Raw genomic sequence first — 19,206 nt, 5'->3', positions numbered from 1 at the left:
CTCCGTGGTGAGCCCCACGCCGGCCGCCGACGAGGCGGAGGACGACGGGGGTACGGGATGGCTGTGGGCGGCCGGCGCGGCCGTGGTGCTGGTCGCGCTGGGCGGGGGCGTGCTGCTGCGCCGCCGGTCGAACCGGGGCTGACCCCGCGTACGCGAAAGGGGCCCGCCGGACGACCGGCGGGCCCCTGGCGATCCGGGGTCAGAACAGGCGCACCCGGGCGGCCCGCAGCCGGGTCAGGGTGCGGTCGCGGCCGAGCACCTCCAGCGACTCGAACAGCGGCAGGCCCACGGTGCGGCCGGTGACCGCGACGCGGACCGGGGCCTGTGCCTTGCCCAGCTTCAGGCCGCGCTCCGCGCCGACGGCCTCCAGCGTGGACTTCAGCGACTCGGCGTCCCAGGACTCCAGCGCCTCGAACGCGGCGATCGCCGCGTCCAGCAGGTCGGCCGCGCCCTCCTTCATGGCCTTGGCCCAGGCCCCCTCGTCGATCAGGGGGTCGGCCAGGAAGAGGAAGTCGACGTTCGGCACGATCTCGCTGAGCACCGCGATCCGGGTCTGCGCCAGCGGCGCCACCGCGGCGAACGCGGCGCTGTCGAACTCCGCCGGCTGCCACGGCGGCGGGGCGATCGTGTCGGTGCCGGTCAGCCAGGGCTGGCAGGAGGCGATGAACTCCTCGACCGGCAGCGCCCGGATGTAGTCGCCGTTGAACGCGCGCAGCTTCTTCTCGTCGAAGAACGCCGGGGAGGGGTTAACCTCCGCCAGCCGGAACTCCTCCTCGATCACCGACCACGGCACGATCTCCCGGTCGCCGGAGGGGGCCCAGCCGAGCAGCATGAGGTAGTTGCGCATGGCCTCGGCGAGGTAGCCCTCGTCCCGGTACGCCTCCAGGGCGACCTTGTCGCGCCGCTTCGAGAGCTTCTGCCGCTTCTCGTTGACCACCACCGGCACGTGCGCCCAGACCGGCGGCTTGACCCCGAGCGCGTCCCAGAGCAACTGCTGCTTCGGCGTGTTCGGCAGGTGCTCCTCGGCCCGGATCACGTGGGTGATCCCCATGGTCATGTCGTCGACGACGTTGGCCAGCAGGAAGACCGGCGAGCCGTCGCCGCGGGCGATGACGAAGTCCTCGATCAGCTTGTTCTCGAAGGTCGGCTCGCCACGGATCAGGTCGACCACCACGGTCTCGCCCTCGTCCGGGGTGCGGAACCGCAGCGCCCGGCCCTCGCCGGGGCCGAGGCCCTTGTCGCGGTGGTAGCCGTCGTAGCCCTGGTACTGCGAGCCGGTGCGCGCCTGCACGTCCTCGCGAGTGCAGTCGCAGTAGTACGCCCGGCCGCCCTCGTGGAGCCGCTGCGCGGCGGCCCGGTGCTCACCGGCGTACGAGGACTGGAAGTACGGGCCCTCGTAGCTGCCCCGCGCGATGCCGATCCAGTCGAGCGCGGAGAGGATGCCCTCGGTCCACTCGGGCTTGTTGCGGGCCGCGTCGGTGTCCTCGATGCGGAGCACGAACACCCCGCCCTGCTGCTTGGCGTAGATCCAGTTCTGCAGGGCCGAGCGGGCACCGCCGACGTGGAACATTCCGGTCGGGGAGGGGGCGAAGCGTACACGTACCGTCACGTCCCCAGCCTACGGCGGCCCGCGAGCCGATAAGGAAGGGCCCCTTCTTAACGCCTCGTGAGGGTAAGGGGGCCCCTCCTAACACGTCAGGGAACCGCCTTGATCTTCAGCACCAGGACGCTGCCGACCAGGGTGACCGCCGCCGTCACCGCGTACAGGGTCGGATATCCGCCCAGGTGGACCACGATCGGGGCGGAGAGCGCCGGGCCGAGCACCTGCGGCGCCGAGTTGGCGATGTTGATCACGCCGAGGTCCTTGGCCCGGTCGGTGGCGGCCGGCAGCACCTGGGTGATCAGCGCGGCGTCGACCGCCAGGTAGACCCCGTAGCCGGCGCCGAGCAGCAGCGCGGCGACGATCGCCATGGGCCAGGTCGGGGCCGCCGCGAGGAGCGTGGCCGCCACCGCCATGATCAGCCCGGAGACGATCACGAACACCTTGCGCCGGCCCGAGCGGTCGGAGAGTCGCCCGGCCACCACGGCGGTGAGCATCATGCCGAGCGTGTAGAGCAGGATCAGCACCAGCAGGCTGCCCTCGGGGTCGGCCACCTGTACCCCGTCGGTGAGGAAGTAGAGCAGGTAGAGCGTGCCCAGCGCGTTGCCGGTCTGCACCAGGAACCGGGTGAACCAGGCCCAGGCGAAGTCGGGGTGCCGGCGCGGGCTGATCCACATCGAGGCGAGCAGCGTGCGCGGCCGCATCGGCGACCGGTGTTCCCGGGGCAGCGGGTCGTCCTGGGTGAGCAGCGCGAACGGCAGGGACAGCAGCAGCACCGCGAGCGCGATGGCGGCGTACCCGGCGGCGTTGCCGGTGACCACGGCGGTGACCAGCACCGCGCCGACCACCAGGCCGAGCGCCTGCGGGATGCCCACCCAGCCGGAGACGCCGCCACGCTGCGCCACCGGCACCCGGTCCGGGATGGCGGCGGTGAGGCTGGCCAGCATGGCGTTGAAGCAGACCTGGGCGGCGACCCAGGCCACCGCCACCCCGGCGATGCTGTCCTGCCGGGCCAGCACCACCAGGAAGACCGCGCCGATCACCGCGCCCGTGGCGGTCCAGACGTGCCGGCGGCCGAAGTGCCGGTTCGCCAGGCGCAGCGAGGTCCGGTCGGACAGCGCCCCGGCGAGCGGGTTCGCCAGCACCGCGGCGAGCGCGCCGAGGCCGGTGACCACCGCCAGCATGGCCTCCTTGTCGCCCGGCGCGATGCGCTCCACCTGCTGCGGCAGCAGCACCTGGATCGGGGTGAAGAAGGCCATCCAGACGCCCAGGTTGGCCGCGAAGATCAGCGCGATCCAGCTCCGCCGCACCGGCACGGTGGGCTCGGCGAGCGCTGCCGGCAGCGAGGCCGGCGTCGGGTTGACGGTGGTCATCGGCGGACCAGGTCCCGGAACCACGCGTACGACGACTTCGGGGTGCGCCGCTGGGTGGCGTAGTCGACGTGCACGAGGCCGAACCGCTTCGTGAAGCCCTCGGCCCACTCCCAGTTGTCCAGCAGCGACCAGACGAAGTACCCGGTGACCGGCACGCCGGCGGTCATCGCCTCGTGCACCGCCCGCAGGTGCCCGTCCAGGTACGCGATCCGGTCCGGGTCGGGCACCCGGCCGTCGGCGTCCGGCGCGTCGTCGTACGCGCAGCCGCTCTCGGTGACCTGGATCGGCGGCAGCGCGTCGCCGTAGCGCCGGTGGAGCTGGACGAGCAGCTCGCGCAGCCCGTCCGGGACCACCGGCCAGTCGAAGGCGGTCCGCGGGTAACCCTCCAGCGGCACCATCTCGAACGGCAGCGGCGAGTCCTCGCCGCTGGGCGCGCGGATGCCGGTCGGGTTGTAGTAGTTGACGCCGAGCACGTCGATCGGTGCGGCGATCACGTCGAGGTCCCCGGCCCGCACCACGGCCGGGTCGAAGCCCGGCTCCTCGGGATAGCCGAGGCCGAGCAGCGGGTCGGTGAAGAGCCGGTTGTGCAGCGCGTCGTACGCCGCCCCGGCGGCCCGGTCGGCGTCGGAGTCCCCGGCCAGCCGCACCGGCGAGTAGTTGTTGGCGATGGCCACCGGGCTGGTGCTGCGCGCGCGCAGCGCGGAGACCGCGAGGCCGTGCCCGAGGAGCTGGTGGTGGGCCACCGGGAAGGCGTCGAAGAGCAGCACCCGGCCCGGGGCGTGCGCGCCCGTGCCGTGCCCGAGGCTCATGTGGACGAACGGCTCGTTGAGGGTGATCCAGAGCTTCACCCGGTCGCCGAGGCGGGCGGCGACCAGGTCGGCGTACTCGGCGAAGCGGTGGGCGGTGTCCCGGTTCAGCCAGCCGCCGGCGTCCTCCAGGGCCTGCGGCAGGTCCCAGTGGAAGAGGGTGGCGACCGGGTCCACGCCGGCGGCGAGCAGGGCGTCCACCAACCGGTCGTAGAAGTCGAGCCCGGCCGCGTTGGCCGGGCCCGTGCCGGTGGGCTGCACCCGGGGCCAGGCGATGGAGAGCCGGTACGCCGACACTCCCAGCCCGGCCAGCAGCCCGACGTCCTCGGCGTACCGGTGGTAGTGGTCGCACGCCTCGTCGCCGGTGCTGCCGTCGACGATGCGCCCGGGGGAGTGGGCGAAGGTGTCCCAGATGGACGGCCCGCGGTCGCCGGCGGTGACCGCCCCCTCGATCTGGTACGCGGACGTGGACACCCCCCACCGGAAGCCGGCGGGGAACTCGGGCATCGGCGCGCTCGTCATTCGCCCTCCCAGAAACGCGAAGCGTGCTCGCGACTCTAGGGCCCGGGCGGTCGCCGCGCCATAGGCCCGCAAAGGCAGGCAGGGCAAGGGCTTTCGGCGTGTCTTTTCCGAACCCGTCCGCTTAAGTCCGATTTACACATAGAGTGCCGAATATCGCGGATGTGTTTTAAGTGGGGGAAAGATAGACATGATCCTCGTCGAGCGCAGTGCGCACGTGGTGGCGCCGGTGGAAGCGGTCTGGGACGTCGTGCAGCGGGCCGAGCAGTTGCCGGCCTGGCTGGCGGGGGTCCGCGCGGCCGAGGTCCTTTCGGGGGAGGGGTTCGGCCGGCGACAACTGGTCCAGGCCGGCCGCGGCGCGGCGCACGAGGCCGAGGTGATCGCCTACCAGGAGCCGACCCTGATCGGGTGGCGCGAACGGGCCCGGGGCGCCGGCGCCCGGGCCGAGGCGCGCACCGAGATCTACGTCCAGCTGACCCCGGACGAGGAGGAGGGCGGGACGGTCGTGCGGCTCATCGTCGTGCGGTGGCCCGCCGGGCCCGTCAAGGCCGCCCTGCTCCGGCTCGGCCTGCGCAGGGTGGGCGCCGATCTGGAGGACTCGCTGGCCCGGCTGACCGACCTGGCCGCCGTCGGCTGACCGAGCCTGTCCCGGCGTCGCCCGCGATGGTGATGGTCCGGCGTCCCCGCCAGGGACGCCGGGCCATCGTCGCCTCGGCCGCCGCGCACCGCACATGACGAAGGGCCCGGCGCGGGAGCGCCGGGCCCTTCGTGCGGGACAGGTCAGCTGTCGCCGCCGGTCTCCCCGACCGGGGCGGCGTTGACGTCGTCCAGCGCGTACTTCTTGGCGGCCTCGGCCGGCACGTGCGCCGGCACCGCGCCGCGCAGGGCGAGCTGGCGCAGCGTCGCGACGGCCACCGACTCGGCGTCCACGTGGAAGTGGCGGCGCAGCGCGTGCCGGGTGTCCGACATGCCGAAGCCGTCGGTGCCGAGCGAGGTGTAGTCACCCGGCACCCAGCGGGCGATCAGGTCCGGCACCGCGCGCATCCAGTCGCTCACCGCGACCTTCGGCCCGTCGGCGTCCGCCAGCTTCCGCTGGATGTACGGCACCCGCTGCTCGCCGCCCGGGTTGAGCAGGTTGTGCTCCTCGCACTCCACCGCGTCCCGGCGCAGCTCGGTCCAGGAGGTCACCGACCAGACGTCGGCGGCCACGCCCCAGTCCTCGGCGAGCAGCTGCTGGGCCTTGAGCGCCCACTGCATGCCGGTGCCGGAGGCCAGGACGTTCGCCTTCGGCGCGTCCCCGTCGACCTGCGGGGCCGCCGAGTAGCGGTAGATGCCCTTGACGATGCCCTCGACGTCCACGCCCTGCGGCTCGGCCGGCTGGAAGATCGGCTCGTTGTAGACGGTGAGGTAGTAGAAGATGTTCTCCTGCGCCTCGCCGTACATCCGGTGCAGGCCGCTCTCCAGGATGTGCGCCATCTCGAAGGCGAACGCCGGGTCGTAGGCGACCACGGCCGGGTTGGTGGCGGCGATCAGCATCGAGTGGCCGTCCTCGTGCTGGAGGCCCTCACCGTTGAGCGTCGTCCGGCCGGCCGTCGCGCCGAGCAGGAAGCCCCGCGCCATCTGGTCGGCCGCCGCCCAGAACTCGTCGGCGGTCCGCTGGAACCCGAACATCGAGTAGAAGATGTACATCGGGATCATCGGCTCGCCGTGGGTGGCGTAGGACGTGCCCGCCGCGGTGAACGAGGCGACCGAGCCGGCCTCGTTGATCCCCTCGTGCAGGATCTGGCCGGTGGTGGCCTCCTTGTACGACAGGAACAGCTCCCGGTCCACCGAGGTGTACCGCTGGCCGTGCGGCGAGTAGATCTTCGCCGTCGGGAAGAGCGAGTCCATGCCGAAGGTGCGGGCCTCGTCCGGGATGATCGGCACCCAGCGCTTGCCGAACTCCTTGTCCTTCATCACGTCCTTGAGCAGGCGGACGAAGGCCATGGTGGTGGCCACCTTCTGCTTGCCCGAGCCGCGCTTGACGTCGGCGAACCGCTCCGGGCCCGGGATCTGCAGCGTCTTGTGGCTGGTCCGCCGCGAGGGCAGGTAACCACCGAGCTGCTTGCGCCGCTCGTGCAGGTACTCCATCTCGTCGGACTTCTCGCCCGGGTGGAAGTACGGCGGGAGGTACGGGTTCTCCTCCAGCTGCTTGTCCGGGATGTCCAGGTAGAGGCGGTCGCGGAAGAGCTTCAAGTCCTCCAGCGTCAGCTTCTTCATCTGGTGGGTGGCGTTGCGGCCCTCGAAGTGCGAGCCCAGCGTCCAGCCCTTGATCGTCTTGGCCAGGATCACCGTCGGCTGGCCGGTGTGCTCCATGGCCGCCTTGTAGGCCGCGTAGAGCTTCCGGTAGTCGTGGCCGCCCCGCTTGAGGTTCCAGATCTCGTCGTCGCTCAGGTGCTCGACCATCTTGCGGGTGCGCGGGTCGCGCCCGAAGAAGTGCTCCCGGACGTACGCCCCGGACTCGGCCTTGTAGGTCTGGTAGTCACCGTCGGGCGTCGTGTTCATGAGGTTGACCAGCGCGCCGTCGGTGTCCGCCGCGAGCAGCGGGTCCCACTCGCGGCCCCAGACCACCTTGATGACGTTCCAGCCGGCGCCCCGGAAGAACGCCTCCAGCTCCTGCATGACCTTGCCGTTGCCGCGGACCGGGCCGTCCAGCCGCTGCAGGTTGCAGTTGATCACGAAGGTGAGGTTGTCCAGCTCCTCGCGGGCGGCCACGCCGATCGCGCCGAGCGACTCCACCTCGTCCATCTCGCCGTCGCCCAGGAACGCCCAGACGTGCTGCTGCGAGGTGTCCTTGATGCCGCGGTGGTGCAGGTAGCGGTTGAACCGGGCCTGGTAGATGGCGTTCAGCGGGCCGAGGCCCATCGACACCGTCGGGAACTCCCAGAAGTCCGGCATCAGCCGCGGGTGCGGGTACGACGGCAGGGCGCCACCCGGGTGCGACAGCTCCTGCCGGAAGCCGTCGAGCTGGTCGGCGCTGAGCCGGCCCTCCAGGAACGCCCGGGCGTACATGCCGGGGGAGGCGTGGCCCTGGTAGAAGATGTGGTCGCCGCCGCCCGGGTGGTCCTTGCCCCGGAAGAAGTGGTTGAAGCCCACCTCGTAGAGGGACGCGGAGCTGGCGAAGGTGGAGATGTGGCCACCCACGCCGATCTCCGGCCGCTGCGCCCGGTGCACCAGCATCGCGGCGTTCCACCGGATGTAGGCCCGCAGCCGCCGCTCGACGTGCTCGTCACCCGGGAACCACGGCTCGCGCTCCGGTGTGATGGTGTTGATGTAGTCGGTGGTGGTCAGGGACGGCACCCCGACCTGGCGCTCGCGGGCCCGCTCCAGCAGGCTCAGCATGACGTAGCGGGCGCGCTTGGTTCCGCGCTCGTCGATGACACCGTCAAGCGACTCGACCCATTCGCTGGTCTCTTCAGGGTCGATGTCCGGAAGCTGGCTCGGCAGACCAGCGGTGATCACCGGGCGCTTGCGTTCCGTAGCCACAGGCGTTCCCTCGGTTCTGTGTGGGATAGGTCTCTAGCGCCATCCTGCCCCCTGGTGGCGCTCGTCGTCACGTCTCCCTCCCCCAGACGCGACGCTGAACACAGGTACTCGCCGGTAACTTTGTGCGACGGCCGGGCTCTGCGAGGGCCCGCCGGCGACACCGGCGGCGGTCGCGCGCCCGGCTGCGGCAGAATGCGCCGTATGCGCAGTGAGGTGATCACGGTCCGGACCGGGTCCCGGCCGACCGTCCGCGACATCACCAGCGAGGCCGAGCGGTTCGTCGCCGGCCAGGGGGACGGCCTGCTGCACGTCTTCGTGCCGCACGCCACCGCCGGCCTGGCGATCATCGAGACCGGCGCCGGCTCGGACGACGACCTGCTGCGGGCGCTCGACGACCTGCTCCCCACCGACGACCGCTGGCGGCACCGGCACGGCTCGGCCGGCCACGGCCGGGACCACGTGCTGCCCGCCTTCGTCCCCCCGTACGCCAGCCTGCCGGTGCTCGGCGGGCGGCTCCAGCTCGGCACCTGGCAGTCGATCTGCCTGGTCGACACCAACGGCGACAACCCCGACCGGCAGGTCCGCTTCTCCTTCCTGCCCGGCTGAGGCCGACACCGGGAGGGGTGGCCGCCCGGACCGGGCGGCCACCCCGCTCACCAGCGGGTCAGGGACGGACGGTCTCCGACTCGACCGTCTGCCGTCCCAGGTCGGCCTCCGCCCCGGGCGTCAGGCTCCGGGCCGCGGCCGGCGGCCGGTCGTACGTCAGGTTCAAGCCCGGCACCCGGTCCTCGATGACGAAGGTGGCCCGGGTGTGGGCGGGCGCGTCCGGCCGGCTCACGTACGGCAGCACGTCGAAGTTCGCGGCGAGCTGCGCCGGGGTGATCGTGGTCCGGACGTAGCCGCGCAGGTTGTTCTGGAAGCGCAGGTGCGGGTTGAACCCCAGCCACGGGTGCGAGCCGCTTTCCGAGTCGGCGCCGTCCCCGCCGGAGGTGATCGAGGAGCAGACCAGCTCGCTGCCGACCGTGCGGGAGGTCGGGTCGGCGTAGTCCAGCTTGAGGTCGCTGGCCCAGTGCGCGTGCACGTCGCCGGTGAGCACCACCGGGTTGCGCACCCCGGCGGCCACCCAGCCGCGGGTGATCCGGTCCCGCGAGGCCACGTACCCGTCCCAGGCGTCCATGCTCGTCACCGTGAGCGGGCCGGAGTTGTTGTCCCGCTGGGCGAAGAAGACCTGCTGGCCGAGGATGTCCCAGCGGGCCTCGGACCGCCGGAACCCGTCCAGCAGCCACGCCTCCTGCGCGGCCCCGGTGATCGACCGGGCCGGGTCGTACGCCGCCGCGCAGTCCTTGTAGCCGTCGCCGCAGCCCTGGTCGTCCCGGTACTGCCGGGTGTCGAGCATGTGGAAGGTGGCCAGCCGGCCCCAGCGCACCCGCCGGTAGAGCTGCATGTCGATGCCACGCGGGATCGAGGTGCGGCGCAGCGGCATGTTCTCGTAGTACGCCTGGAACGCCGCCGCCCGGCGGGCCGGGAAGTCCGGGTCCGGCGCCTCGGGCACCTCGTCGGCCCAGTTGTTCTCGACCTCGTGGTCGTCGAAGACCACCACCCAGGGTGCGACCGCGTGCGCCGCCTGAAGGTCGGTGTCGGTCTTGTACTGGGCGTGCCGCTGCCGGTAGTTGGCCAGCGTCCGGGTCTCCGGCCCCTCGTGGTCACGCGGGTTGCCGCCCGGCACCGTGTAGGTGTCCGGCGCGTACTCGTACTGGTAGTCGCCGAGGTGCAGGATCAGCTCCGGCTCGGTCTCGGCCAGCCGCCGGTATGCGGTGAAGTAGCCGTGCTCGTACTGCGAGCAGGAGACGAAGCCCATCGCGAGGGCGGCCGGCAGGTGCCACGGCGCCGGCGCGGTGCGGGTACGCCCGACCGGGGAGATCCACCGCTCGGCCCGGAACCGGTAGAAGTACTCCCGGCCGGGAAGCAGCCCGTCCAGCTCGACGTGCACGCTGTGCGCCGACTCCGGCCGGGCCGTCGCGGCGCCGCGACGGACCACGTGCCGGAAGTTCTCGTCGGCGGCCAGCTCCCAGTGCACCGGCACGACGCGGGACGGCATCCCACCCAGGCCGTCCTCGGCGAGCGGTTCGGGGGCCAGCCGCGTCCACAGCACGAAGCCCTCGTGGTCCGGGTCGCCGGAGGCCACCCCGAGGGTGAACGGGTCGCGGCGCAGCGGGCCGGTCGCCGCCGCGCCGGCCGCCACGGGCAGCCCGGTCACCGCGCCGGCCGCGCCGAGCGCCGCGCCGCTGAGCAGGACGGTACGTCGGGACAGTGCCATCGTTTTTCCTCCCCGGAGTCCGGTTTCTCGACTCCGGGCAGCCTCGCGACCGTCGATGTCCGCCAGGTGGCCGGCAGGCGACCGGGGACGGCACTTCTTGCCGAACAGCGGACCCCGGCGGAAACCCGGCGCCGTCAGCCCAGCAGCCGGCGCAGCCGGCCGGGGGTGTGGCCCAGCTGGGCGCGGACCGTGCGGGTCAGGTGGGCCTGGTCGGCGAAGCCCAGCTCGACGGCGAGCCCCGCGAGGCTCTCCGCACCCTCCTCCAGCCGGTCGAGGAGGCGCCCGACCCGAAGCCGGTTGCGGTAGCGGGTCAGCGGCACACCGACCCGGGCCTGGAACTCCCGGCTGAGCCGGTAGGGCGAGACCCCGAGCGCCCGGGCCAGCGGCAGCAGCCCGGCGGCCTCGGGCGCGCCGTCGTGCAGGGCGGCGCGGGCCCGCTCGACGAGCCGCCGGTCCCGCCCGCTCCCGCCGGCCGCCGGCCCGGTGGCCGCGCCGACCAGCCGGACCAGCCGCTCGGCCGCCGCGTGGTCGGGGTCGGCCACCGACCGCAGCAGCAGCCGGTGGGCCAGGTCCACCCGGGCGTCGACGTGCACCACGGCCGGCACCGGCCGCTCCGCGAACAGCTCCCGCCACAGCCGCTCGGACAGGTGCACCGAGGTGCAGTCGTCCCCGCCCGCCGGGTGCGCGAAACGCTCCTCCTCACCGGGCACGGTCAGGTAGGCGACGGTCGGCTCGACGAACTCGGCGCCGCCGCGCCCGGCCCGGCGGAAGCCGCCCCGCCGGGTCAGCACGAGGCCGTGGGCGGTGGCCGGCTCGGGCGCCGACCAGCCGGTGTGGTCGTCCCGGCACCGCACCACGCCGACCCGGAAGTCGGGGTGCGCCAGCAGCGGCGTGGCGGTACGCATGCCGGTCAGCGTAGGCCGACCGGCCGACACGACCGTCCCGCAAGGATCGACAAGACCGCCGGCCGCCGCGGCGGGCAGGGTGGCGGCCGTGACCGAGTCGACCCGCCGGACCGCCGCCCTGCTCACCGTCCTGCTCACCGGGCAGGCGATGGCCTCCATGGACACCTCGATCGCGGCGGTGGCCGCGCCCGCGATCCGGGCCGACCTGGCCGGACCGCCGGCCGTGCAGCAGCTCGTGCTGGCCGGCTACACCCTCACCTTCGCCGTGCTCGTGGTGGTCGGGGCCCGGCTCGGCGCCCGGCACGGCTACCCACGGGTCTTCCTGCTCGGCCTGGCCGGGTTCACCCTCGCCTCGCTGGCCTGCGGCCTCGCCCCGGGGCCGGCCGCGCTGGTGCTGGCCCGGGTGGCGCAGGGCGCCGCCGGCGCGCTCATGGTGCCGCAGGTGCTGTCGCTGATCCAGGCGGCGGTCCCGGCCGCGGGCCGGGCGCGGGCGATCGGGGCGTACTCGATGGTGCTGGCCCTCGGCGTGGCCGCCGGGCAGGTGGTCGGCGGGCTGCTGGTGACCCTCGACCTGGGCGGCCTGACGTGGCGGGCCGCGTTCCTGGTGAACGTGCCGGTCGGCGTGGTGCTCCAGATCGCCGGGCGGCGGGTGTTCACCGGCCTGCCGGCCGGCCCGCCCCGGCGCGGGCCGCTGGACCTGCCGGGCGCGCTGCTCCTCGCCGCCGCGATGCTCACCCTGGTGCTGCCGCTGGTGCTCGGCGGGGACCTGGGCTGGCCCGGATGGGTCCGGGCCGCCGCGGTCGCCGCCGGCGCCGCCGGGCTGCGGCTCTTCCTCGGGTACGAGGTCCGGCGCGCCCGTTGCGACGCGGCCCCGCTGCTGGACGTGGCGGTGCTGCGCCACCCCGGGGTGCCGGCCGGGCTGCTCGCCTGCTGCGTGGTGATGGGCTGCTACGCGGGCTTCCTGTTCGTGCTCACCCTGCGGCTCCAGGACGGGCTGGGCTTCACGGCCCTGGCGGCGGGACTGGCCTTCCTCCCGTACGCCGCGGGATTCGCCCTGTGCGGCCTGGCGGTGGCGCGGCTGCCGGAGCGGGTCCGGGCGGTGCTGCCGGTCGCCGGCCCGCCGGTGCTGGCGGCCGTGGTGGTGGCGGTGGCCGGGCTCTCCGCCGCGGGCTGGCCGTGGCCGGCGGCAAGCGCGCTGCTGGTGGCGGGCGGGGCGGCGCACGCCGCCGCGTTCAGCCCGCTGGTCACCCGGCTCACCGGCGTCGTGCCGGCCGGCGCGGCCGCGGCGCTCTCCGCGGTCGTCTCCACCGGTACGCTGCTCGCGGCCGTGCTCGGGGTGACCCTGGTCGGCGGCCTGCACCTCGCCCTCGCCGCGGCCGGCCGGCACGGCCCGGTGCTCGCCCTGCCCCCGGCGCTCCTGACCGCCGTGCTGCTGCTGGCCGGCGCCGTCGCCGCCCGGCGGGCCACCCGGCCGGCGCCGGACCCCGGGCCGGTCCCGGAGGGTCGTCGGCTCACGGCCGTGACCCCGGGGTGCGTGAGCTGCGCACGTAGGATGTGCGACATGGCGCAGTCCACCGTCCCTGACCGCTCCGGCCTGGCCGGGGACGCCGTGCGCCGCATCCTGCACATCGCCTCGGCCATGCGCCACCACCAGGACGGGGAGATCGCCGCGTTGGGGCTCACCCCGGCCGCCGCCCGCGCCCTGCACGAACTGGACCCCGACCGGCCGCTGCCCGCCCGGGACCTCGCCGCGCAGCTGGGCTGCGACCGCTCCAACGTCACCGGGCTGGTCGACAAGCTGGAGCAGGCGGGGCTGGTGGAGCGGCGGGTCGACCCGGCCGACCGGCGGCAGAAGACGCTGGTGGTGACCGCGGAGGGTCGGCGGGTCCGGGACCGGGTCCGGCTCGTGATGTCCGACTCCCGACTCCTCGGCGGGCTCACCACCGGCGAGCTGGCCACCCTGCGTGAGCTGGTCTGGAAGGTCTCCGACGGCGGCTGCCCGGAGCAGTGCGGCGAGGCCTGACCGGGGCCGGGCGGAACGTGTCCGACTGGGCGAGGTGCCCTCCCGTCGGTAATGCTGTCCGACGTGACCACCCCGCACGATCTCGACGACCGGTTCCGGGCGGCCCTGACCGCGCTCGGCGCCCCCGCCCAGCGGCGTGACCTGGGTGAACCGCTGCCCGGTGACGGGTCGCTGACCGGGGCGCAGGCGCTGGCCCTGTTCGACGCCCAGCTGACCAGCCGGCTGCTCGACCTCGCCGGGCGCTGGCTGCGCAGCTTCGGCGAGGGGTACTACACGATCGGCTCCGCCGGCCACGAGGGCAACGCGGCCGTCGCCGCCGCGCTGCGGCCGACCGATCCCGCCCTGCTCCACTACCGCTCCGGGGCCTTCTACTGCCTGCGTGCCGCGCAGGCGGCGGGCGGCTTCCCGGCCGGGGCGGCGACGCCGGACGCCGACGGGCCGGAGCCGACCGGGGCGCCGACAGCCCGGATCCCCGACCCGCGTACCCCAGCCGACGGTGAGGTGGACGCGGACGCCGGCCCGCCGGCCGTGGCGCCGGAGCCCCCGGGGCTGACGGGCGACCCGGTGGCCGACCCGGCCGCCGCCTCGCCGACGCTGGACGGTCCTGCGATGCCCGACGGCCCGGCGACGCCCGGCGGTCCGGTGGTGCCGCCGGCCGGTGACGGGGCTGAGGCGGCGAGCCTGCCGGCCGGGGCCGGGGTGGCCGTGGACACGGTCGGCGCCGCGACGGCCGGCGTACCCGAACTGCCCCTGCCCGACCCCGACGACGCCTACGCCGACGCGGCCCGCGACGTGCTGCGCGGGATGGTCGCGTCCGCCGCCGAGCCGATCGCCGGGGGCCGGCACAAGGTCTTCGGCCGGGCCGACCTGGCGGTCGTCCCGACCACCTCGACCATCGCCTCGCAGCTACCCCGGGCCGTCGGCCTGGGGCTGGCCCTGGAACGGCTGCGCCGCGGCGGCCGGCGGGCCGGCGAGGAGTCCGACGCCCCGACCTGGCCGCCGGACGCCATCGTGGTCTGCTCGTTCGGCGACGCCTCGGTCAACCACGCCACCGCGACGGCGGCGTTCAACACCGCCGGCTGGTACGACCACACCGGGTTGCGCATCCCGGTCCTGTTCGTCTGCGAGGACAACGGGCTCGGCATCAGCGTGCGCTCACCGCAGGGCTGGGTGGCCGCGACCCTGCGGGCCAGGCCGGGGATCCGCTACTTCGCGGCCGACGGCACCGACGTGGCCGAGGCGTACCGGGTGGCGAAGGAGGCGGCGGCCTGGGTGCGCCGGCACCGGCGGCCGGCCGTGCTGCACCTGGCCACCGTGCGGCTCATGGGGCACGCCGGGGCGGACGCGGAGACCGCGTACCGAAGCCCGGCCGAGATCGCCGCCGACGTGGCGCGGGACCCGCTGCTGGCCACCGCCCGGCGCATGGTCGAGGCCGGCTACGCCACGGGCGAGGAGCTGCTGGCCCGGTACGACGAGCGCGGCTGGCAGATCCGCCGGCTCGCCGAGGAGGTGCTGGACGAGCCGAAGCTCACCTCCCCGGTCGACGTGGTGGCCGAGCTGGCCCCGCGCCGGCCGGTCCGCATCTCCCGGGCGGTCGCCGACGCGGCGACCCGGGCGGCCGGCCCGGACGCCGGCGCCCGGGCCGAGGCGTTCGGCGGCCGGCTGCCCGAACTGGCCGGGCCGCTCACCCTGGCGCAGAGCATCAACGCGGCCCTGACCGACGGGATGCTCGACCACCCGGGGACGGCCGTCTTCGGCGAGGACGTGGCCGCCAAGGGCGGGGTGTACGGGGTCACCAAGGGCCTGCGGGACCGGTTCGGGGCGGCACGGGTGTTCGACACCCTGCTCGACGAGACCTCGATCCTCGGGCTCGCGCTGGGCGCGGGCGTCGCCGGGATGCTGCCGGTGCCGGAGATCCAGTACCTGGCGTACCTGCACAACGCCGAGGACCAGTTGCGGGGCGAGGCGGCGACCATGCGGTTCTTCTCCCGTGGGGCGTTCCGCAACCCCATGGTGGTGCGGGTGGCGGGGCTGGCGTACCAGGAGGGGTTCGGCGGGCACTTCCACAACGACAACTCGGTGGCCGTGCTCCGCGACGTGCCGGGGCTGGTCATCGCGGTGCCGGCCCGCCCGGACGACGCCGCGCCGATGTTGCGTACCTGCCTGGCCGCCGCCGCGGTGGACGGCGCCGTCAGCGTCTTCCTGGAGCCGATCGCGCTCTACCACACCCGCGATCTCTACGCCGAGGGCGACGGCGAGTGGCTGGCGGAGTACGCCGAGCCCGGCGCCTGGGCGGCCCGCCACGTGCCGATCGGCCGCGCCCGGGTGTACGGGGTCGGCTCGGCCGAGGACCTCACCATCATCACCTTCGGTAACGGTGTCCGGATGTCGCTGCGGGCGGCGGCCACCCTGGCCGACGAGGGCGTCGGCAGCCGGGTGGTGGACCTGCGCTGGCTGGCCCCGCTGCCGGTGGCGGACATCATCCGGGAGGCGTCGGCCACCGGCCGGGTGCTGGTGGTGGACGAGACCCGCCGCTCGGGCGGGGTGGGCGAGGGCGTGATCGCCGCCCTGGTCGACGCCGGGTACGTCGGCACGGCGCTCCGGGTGGCCGGACTTGACTCGTTTGTACCATTAGGTCCGGCGGCACGTCAGGTTCTGGTCTCCGAGGAAGCCATTACCGAGGGTGCCCGCACGCTGCTGGCACGGTAAATTCCGTTCCACCCGGTGCGCCACTTGCGCGGGAAGCCACAACTGTGTGGACTGGGCGCGACGGCGTCGGACGACGCCACGAGCAGGGATGAGATGAGGAGGCACGCGACAGTGAGCGCGACCGCTGGTCAGGCCGCCGACGGGGTACGCAGCCTGGCGGACCGGTTCGGGATCGAGCCGGGGATGGTCGTCATGGAGATGGGCTACGACGACGACGTCGACCAGGATCTCCGGGACGCCCTGACCGACCGCTGTGGAGATCTGGTCGACGAGGACACCGACGAGGTGGTCGACTCGGTTCTCGTCTGGTACCGCGACGGCGACGGCGACCTCTTCGAGCTCCTCGTCGACGCCCTCGGACCGCTGGCCGACAACGGCGTGGTGTGGCTCCTGACGCCCAAGGCCGGCCGGGACGGCCACGTCGAGCCGAGCGAGGTCGCGGAGAGCGCGCAGACCGCCGGCCTCCAGCAGACCTCCACCATCAACGCGGGCCGCGACTGGAGCGGCGCCCGCCTCGTGCTCCGGCGCGGGTCCAAGGGCAAGAAGTAGGCCGGGCTCCGCGCCCGGCGGCCGGTGCCGCCGGGTGTGGCAGGCTGATCATCTCCAGACCCGATCCAAGGAGCTCCCATGCCCATCGAGGTTGGCGCCGAGGCGCCGGACTTCGTGCTCAAGGACCAGAACAACCAGGAGGTCCGCCTCGCCGACTTCCGCGGCCGGCGCACCGTCCTGCTGGTCTTCTACCCGCTCGCCTTCACGGGCATCTGCCAGGGCGAGCTGTGCGAGGTGCGGGACAACCTCAACGAGTACGTCAACGACGACGTCCAGGTGCTGACGGTCAGCGTCGACTCGGTCTACGCCCACAAGATCTGGGCCGACCGGGAGGGCTACCAGTTCCCGCTGCTGGCCGACTTCTGGCCGCACGGCGCGGTCGCCCAGGCGTACGGCGTCTTCAACGACGTCGCGGGCATCGCCAACCGGGGCACCTTCGTCATCGACAAGGCCGGCGTGGTCCGGTTCGCCGAGATGAACATGCCCGGCGAGGCGCGGGACCAGCAGGGCTGGCGCAAGGCCCTCGCCGAGGCCGTCGCCGCCTGACCGACGCCGGGCACGTCGTTCGACCGGGCCGGAGCTGGGCAGGTAAGCTTGCCGCTCCGGCCCGCCGTACGGGGCGTTCCGGGCGCGTAGCTCAGCGGGAGAGCACTCGCCTTACAAGCGAGGGGTCGCAGGTTCGAAACCTGCCGCGCCCACCATCGGTGACCAGCAACGGAGCCGATCACAAGATCAGGCCCCCTGCTCGCTGTAGCAGCGCATGTAGCAGCGAGGAAGCCCAGCCCAACTGGTCATTAAGACGCTTCACCGTCGCTCGCATCGCATCAAGGCGGCCCTGAACGGGCCGCACGCGCCGCCGCCCGGGCGCGCGTCCGTCGCTCCGCTGGCGCTCCGACTCCGGCCACGCAACACGCCCGGCGGCTGGCGCGGAAGTAAGAAGCCCAAGGGGCCGCCGCAGCACGACAGGCTGTTGACCGGCGGTGAGATGGGGCGGCAGCCGGCCGGGCCGCGCGGCCAAGAGCCGCCCCTTCACCTCCATAGGAGCATCGGGATGGCTAGCCCAGCTACGCGGGCTGCTTCGCGTACGGGCGCGTCTGTTCCGCCCACCGCACCACGTACGGCGTCAGTAGACCCGCCACGACGAACACCCCGCCGAGCAGGAGCCAACCAGGGACTCCCCAGGCGATGCAGAAGAGTGCCAGTACGGTGGGTGCGATCACGTTCGCCAGGCCGGCCCCGAACCCGAACAGTCCCATGTACTGCCCTTGGGCGTGGGCGGGAGCGAGGCTGAATCGGAGTTCCAGCGAGCCGGCCGTGTGCCACAGTTCACCGATCGTGTGGACGACGATGCCGACGACGATGCCTGTGAGCGCAAGCCATGAGGGAAGTCCTGCCGCTGCGGCCATCGCGGCCATGCCGACGAAGAACGCCACGCCCGAACGCCGCATGGCTTTCCCGGCGGTGGCCCTGTCATCGACCCCTCGGCTAGCCCTGACTTGGAGCAGGACCACTAGAGCGGTGTTGACCAGTGCTGCCCCGCCGATCAGCCACCGGGGTGCGTCGGTGTGCCCGACGATCCAGAGTGGCAGTGCGAAGAGCAGTACCTGGTGGTGAATCGACATGATGCCGTCGAGCACGGTGACGGCAACATACGCCCGGTCCTTCAATACCTCCCACGGGCTGGCCGTTTGCGGCGCGGGCACGGGCGGTAGCGACGGCAGCGCTGCAATGATGGCGGCACTGGCCACGAAACTGAGCGCATTACCCAGCACCAGGGCCAGGTAAGCCGGACGCGTGTCGTACTGCACGGCGAAGCCAGCAGCCACGGCGGCGCAGCTTCCGGCGAGATTCGCGACCGAGCGTAGATAGGCGCGGTATCTGGTGAGGTCAGCAGCGCCGATTCCGCGAACCAGCGGACCGCGTGCCGCACCCCCCGCTGAGCGAGCGAGTTCCCCCATACACAGCGCCACCAGGACCAACCAGAACGACTGCACGAGTACCAGCGCCGCCATCGCTGCGCCCTGAATGACCAGCATCCAGAGATAAATCTCTCGTGGCCCCCGTCGGTCAGCGAGATGCCCAACCGGCACGCCAGCAAAAAGGCCAACGGCAGCCGCGATGCCCATTCCGAGACCGACTTGAGCCAATGGAAGTCCGACGACACGGGTGAAGAAAAGCGCGGCGCTGACCATAAAGACGCCGCTGCCGATCATGTTGACGAACGTTGCCAGAGCGAGAACCCGTTGCGAGCGCGTATCGGGAATCAGCCCTCGTCGGACCAGCACCGATGGCTTTTGCTCTTGATTGTCGGCCGAGCCTCGGCTGGAAGCGTGACTGTTCCTTTGACCCTGCAGAGCCTGCACAGACTTCGGATCCTTCCCGTTGATTAGCTCGGCGAATCTAGCGAGATTGCGGTGAGCTAGTAATCAGTCTGTCGGCCGATACCGAATGTCCTAAGCCCGTGCTAGCTTTATTAGCGTCGGGAGAAGGGTGTGGAGCCGCTCCAACGCCCAGGTCGTCGTCGTGGCACCCCCGCCACTCGGGGGACACAGGGGGCACAAGCCACCGTGAAACGACGTCAAGTAGCGCTGAACGATCGCAACCCGCGACGCCGTGCCAGCAGGCGTCGCGCGCAGGTCCCGCTGGTCGTGGGGCGGCGGCTCTAAGTGCCGCTTCAACTCCCCGACTTGCTGCTCAGGAGGTACCCCGAGCAGTGTCGGCCGAAGGGCGTGACCGCCCATGAGGCGTTGTCGTCAGCGGGCGAGTCGCTCTTCCGCCAAGCCCTGACGCACCAGTGTTGACATGATCGGCAGGACTCCAGCGGCTAGCTTCGGGAACCGCTCCTCAAGCTGAGAATGAAGTGCGACCCCGGCCTCGTCT

At 73.0% G+C, this 19,206-nt stretch carries 13 protein-coding genes, 1 tRNA gene and 1 pseudogene; 8 read left to right on the top strand and 7 right to left on the bottom strand.

Annotated features, from left to right (window positions below; translation table 11 throughout):
* Nucleotides 1-199: 199 nt before the first annotated feature.
* From gltX to F8274_RS07585, 3 genes are all read right to left on the bottom strand, one after another.
* Complete coding sequence (gene gltX, locus F8274_RS07595; RefSeq protein WP_151461567.1) at nt 200-1,609, bottom strand: glutamate--tRNA ligase; 1,410 nt, start codon at nt 1,607-1,609, stop codon at nt 200-202.
* Nucleotides 1,610-1,695: 86 nt separating this feature from the next.
* Nucleotides 1,696-2,973 (bottom strand): MFS transporter, encoded by a 1,278-nt coding sequence (locus F8274_RS07590; RefSeq protein WP_151461566.1) that lies wholly within the window; start codon nt 2,971-2,973, stop codon nt 1,696-1,698.
* Entirely contained in the window at nt 2,970-4,301 is a 1,332-nt protein-coding gene (locus tag F8274_RS07585) for a GH1 family beta-glucosidase (protein WP_151461565.1), read from the bottom strand. Before F8274_RS07585 ends, F8274_RS07590 begins: the two co-directional genes overlap by 4 nt.
* Nucleotides 4,302-4,488: 187 nt before the next feature.
* Here F8274_RS07585 and F8274_RS07580 point away from each other — a divergent pair, with 187 nt between their 5' ends.
* Nucleotides 4,489-4,935 (top strand): SRPBCC family protein, encoded by a 447-nt coding sequence (locus F8274_RS07580; protein WP_091319671.1) that lies wholly within the window; start codon nt 4,489-4,491, stop codon nt 4,933-4,935.
* A 143-nt stretch (nt 4,936-5,078) separates the two neighbouring features.
* Here the strand turns inward: F8274_RS07580 and aceE are convergent, their stop codons facing one another.
* Nucleotides 5,079-7,823, bottom strand: coding sequence for a pyruvate dehydrogenase (acetyl-transferring), homodimeric type (aceE, locus tag F8274_RS07575; protein ID WP_151461564.1), 2,745 nt, complete (start codon nt 7,821-7,823; stop codon nt 5,079-5,081).
* 201 nt (nt 7,824-8,024) lie between these two features.
* On the opposite strand from aceE, the gene F8274_RS07570 reads away from it, so the two are divergent.
* Nucleotides 8,025-8,429 carry a YjbQ family protein gene (locus F8274_RS07570; protein WP_192579744.1) on the top strand — a complete coding sequence of 135 codons (405 nt, stop codon included), beginning with the start codon at nt 8,025-8,027 and terminating at the stop codon, nt 8,427-8,429.
* Between the two features lie 58 nt (nt 8,430-8,487).
* Here F8274_RS07570 and F8274_RS07565 read toward each other — a convergent pair whose 3' ends face one another.
* The gene (locus F8274_RS07565) at nt 8,488-10,140 is read right to left on the bottom strand and encodes an alkaline phosphatase (protein WP_151461562.1); all 1,653 of its coding nucleotides are present in this window, start codon (nt 10,138-10,140) and stop codon (nt 8,488-8,490) included.
* A gap of 134 nt (nt 10,141-10,274) precedes the next feature.
* Nucleotides 10,275-11,045 carry an AraC family transcriptional regulator gene (locus F8274_RS07560; RefSeq protein ID WP_151461561.1) on the bottom strand — a complete coding sequence of 257 codons (771 nt, stop codon included), beginning with the start codon at nt 11,043-11,045 and terminating at the stop codon, nt 10,275-10,277.
* Between F8274_RS07560 and F8274_RS32560 the strand changes: the two are divergent.
* The 6 genes and pseudogenes from F8274_RS32560 to F8274_RS07535 form a co-directional block, all read left to right on the top strand.
* Nucleotides 11,044-12,369: pseudogene (locus F8274_RS32560) on the top strand (MFS transporter); the annotation flags it as partial. The gene F8274_RS07560 and the pseudogene F8274_RS32560 overlap by 2 nt on opposite strands.
* A 237-nt stretch (nt 12,370-12,606) precedes the next feature.
* Nucleotides 12,607-13,068 (top strand): MarR family winged helix-turn-helix transcriptional regulator, encoded by a 462-nt coding sequence (locus F8274_RS32555; protein ID WP_255474560.1) that lies wholly within the window; start codon nt 12,607-12,609, stop codon nt 13,066-13,068.
* A 222-nt stretch (nt 13,069-13,290) separates the two neighbouring features.
* Nucleotides 13,291-15,777: a thiamine pyrophosphate-dependent enzyme gene (locus F8274_RS07550; RefSeq protein ID WP_370518201.1), complete on the top strand. Its 2,487-nt coding sequence runs from the start codon at nt 13,291-13,293 to the stop codon at nt 15,775-15,777.
* Between the two features lie 111 nt (nt 15,778-15,888).
* Complete coding sequence (locus F8274_RS07545) at nt 15,889-16,326, top strand: DUF3052 domain-containing protein (RefSeq protein WP_151461558.1); 438 nt, start codon at nt 15,889-15,891, stop codon at nt 16,324-16,326.
* A gap of 78 nt (nt 16,327-16,404) precedes the next feature.
* Nucleotides 16,405-16,872, top strand: a complete 468-nt coding sequence (locus F8274_RS07540) for a peroxiredoxin (RefSeq protein WP_091269137.1) — start codon at nt 16,405-16,407, stop codon at nt 16,870-16,872.
* A gap of 80 nt (nt 16,873-16,952) precedes the next feature.
* Nucleotides 16,953-17,027, top strand: a tRNA-Val gene (locus F8274_RS07535).
* Nucleotides 17,028-17,390: 363 nt separating this feature from the next.
* Here F8274_RS07535 and F8274_RS07530 read toward each other — a convergent pair.
* On the bottom strand, nt 17,391-18,689 hold the full coding sequence (locus tag F8274_RS07530; protein ID WP_225853651.1) for an MFS transporter: 1,299 nt from the start codon (nt 18,687-18,689) through the stop codon (nt 17,391-17,393).
* Nucleotides 18,690-19,206 lie beyond the last annotated feature (517 nt).

The organism is Micromonospora sp. AMSO31t (genome assembly GCF_008868175.1).
Classification (GTDB): domain Bacteria; phylum Actinomycetota; class Actinomycetes; order Mycobacteriales; family Micromonosporaceae; genus Micromonospora.
This window is presented reverse-complemented; position numbering and strand designations above follow the sequence as displayed.

What these genes read in the sequence shown, in the direction of transcription:
- F8274_RS07585 (WP_151461565.1), bottom strand. Translation starts at nt 4,301, where the DNA reads ATGACGAGCGCGCCGATGCCCGAGTTCCCCGCCGGCTTCCGGTGGGGG.
- F8274_RS07565 (WP_151461562.1), bottom strand. Translation starts at nt 10,140, where the DNA reads ATGGCACTGTCCCGACGTACCGTCCTGCTCAGCGGCGCGGCGCTCGGC.
- F8274_RS07590 (WP_151461566.1), bottom strand. Translation starts at nt 2,973, where the DNA reads ATGACCACCGTCAACCCGACGCCGGCCTCGCTGCCGGCAGCGCTCGCC.
- F8274_RS07570 (WP_192579744.1), top strand. Translation starts at nt 8,025, where the DNA reads ATGCGCAGTGAGGTGATCACGGTCCGGACCGGGTCCCGGCCGACCGTC.
- F8274_RS07580 (WP_091319671.1), top strand. Translation starts at nt 4,489, where the DNA reads ATGATCCTCGTCGAGCGCAGTGCGCACGTGGTGGCGCCGGTGGAAGCG.
- F8274_RS32555 (WP_255474560.1), top strand. Translation starts at nt 12,607, where the DNA reads ATGGCGCAGTCCACCGTCCCTGACCGCTCCGGCCTGGCCGGGGACGCC.
- F8274_RS07560 (WP_151461561.1), bottom strand. Translation starts at nt 11,045, where the DNA reads ATGCGTACCGCCACGCCGCTGCTGGCGCACCCCGACTTCCGGGTCGGC.
- F8274_RS07540 (WP_091269137.1), top strand. Translation starts at nt 16,405, where the DNA reads ATGCCCATCGAGGTTGGCGCCGAGGCGCCGGACTTCGTGCTCAAGGAC.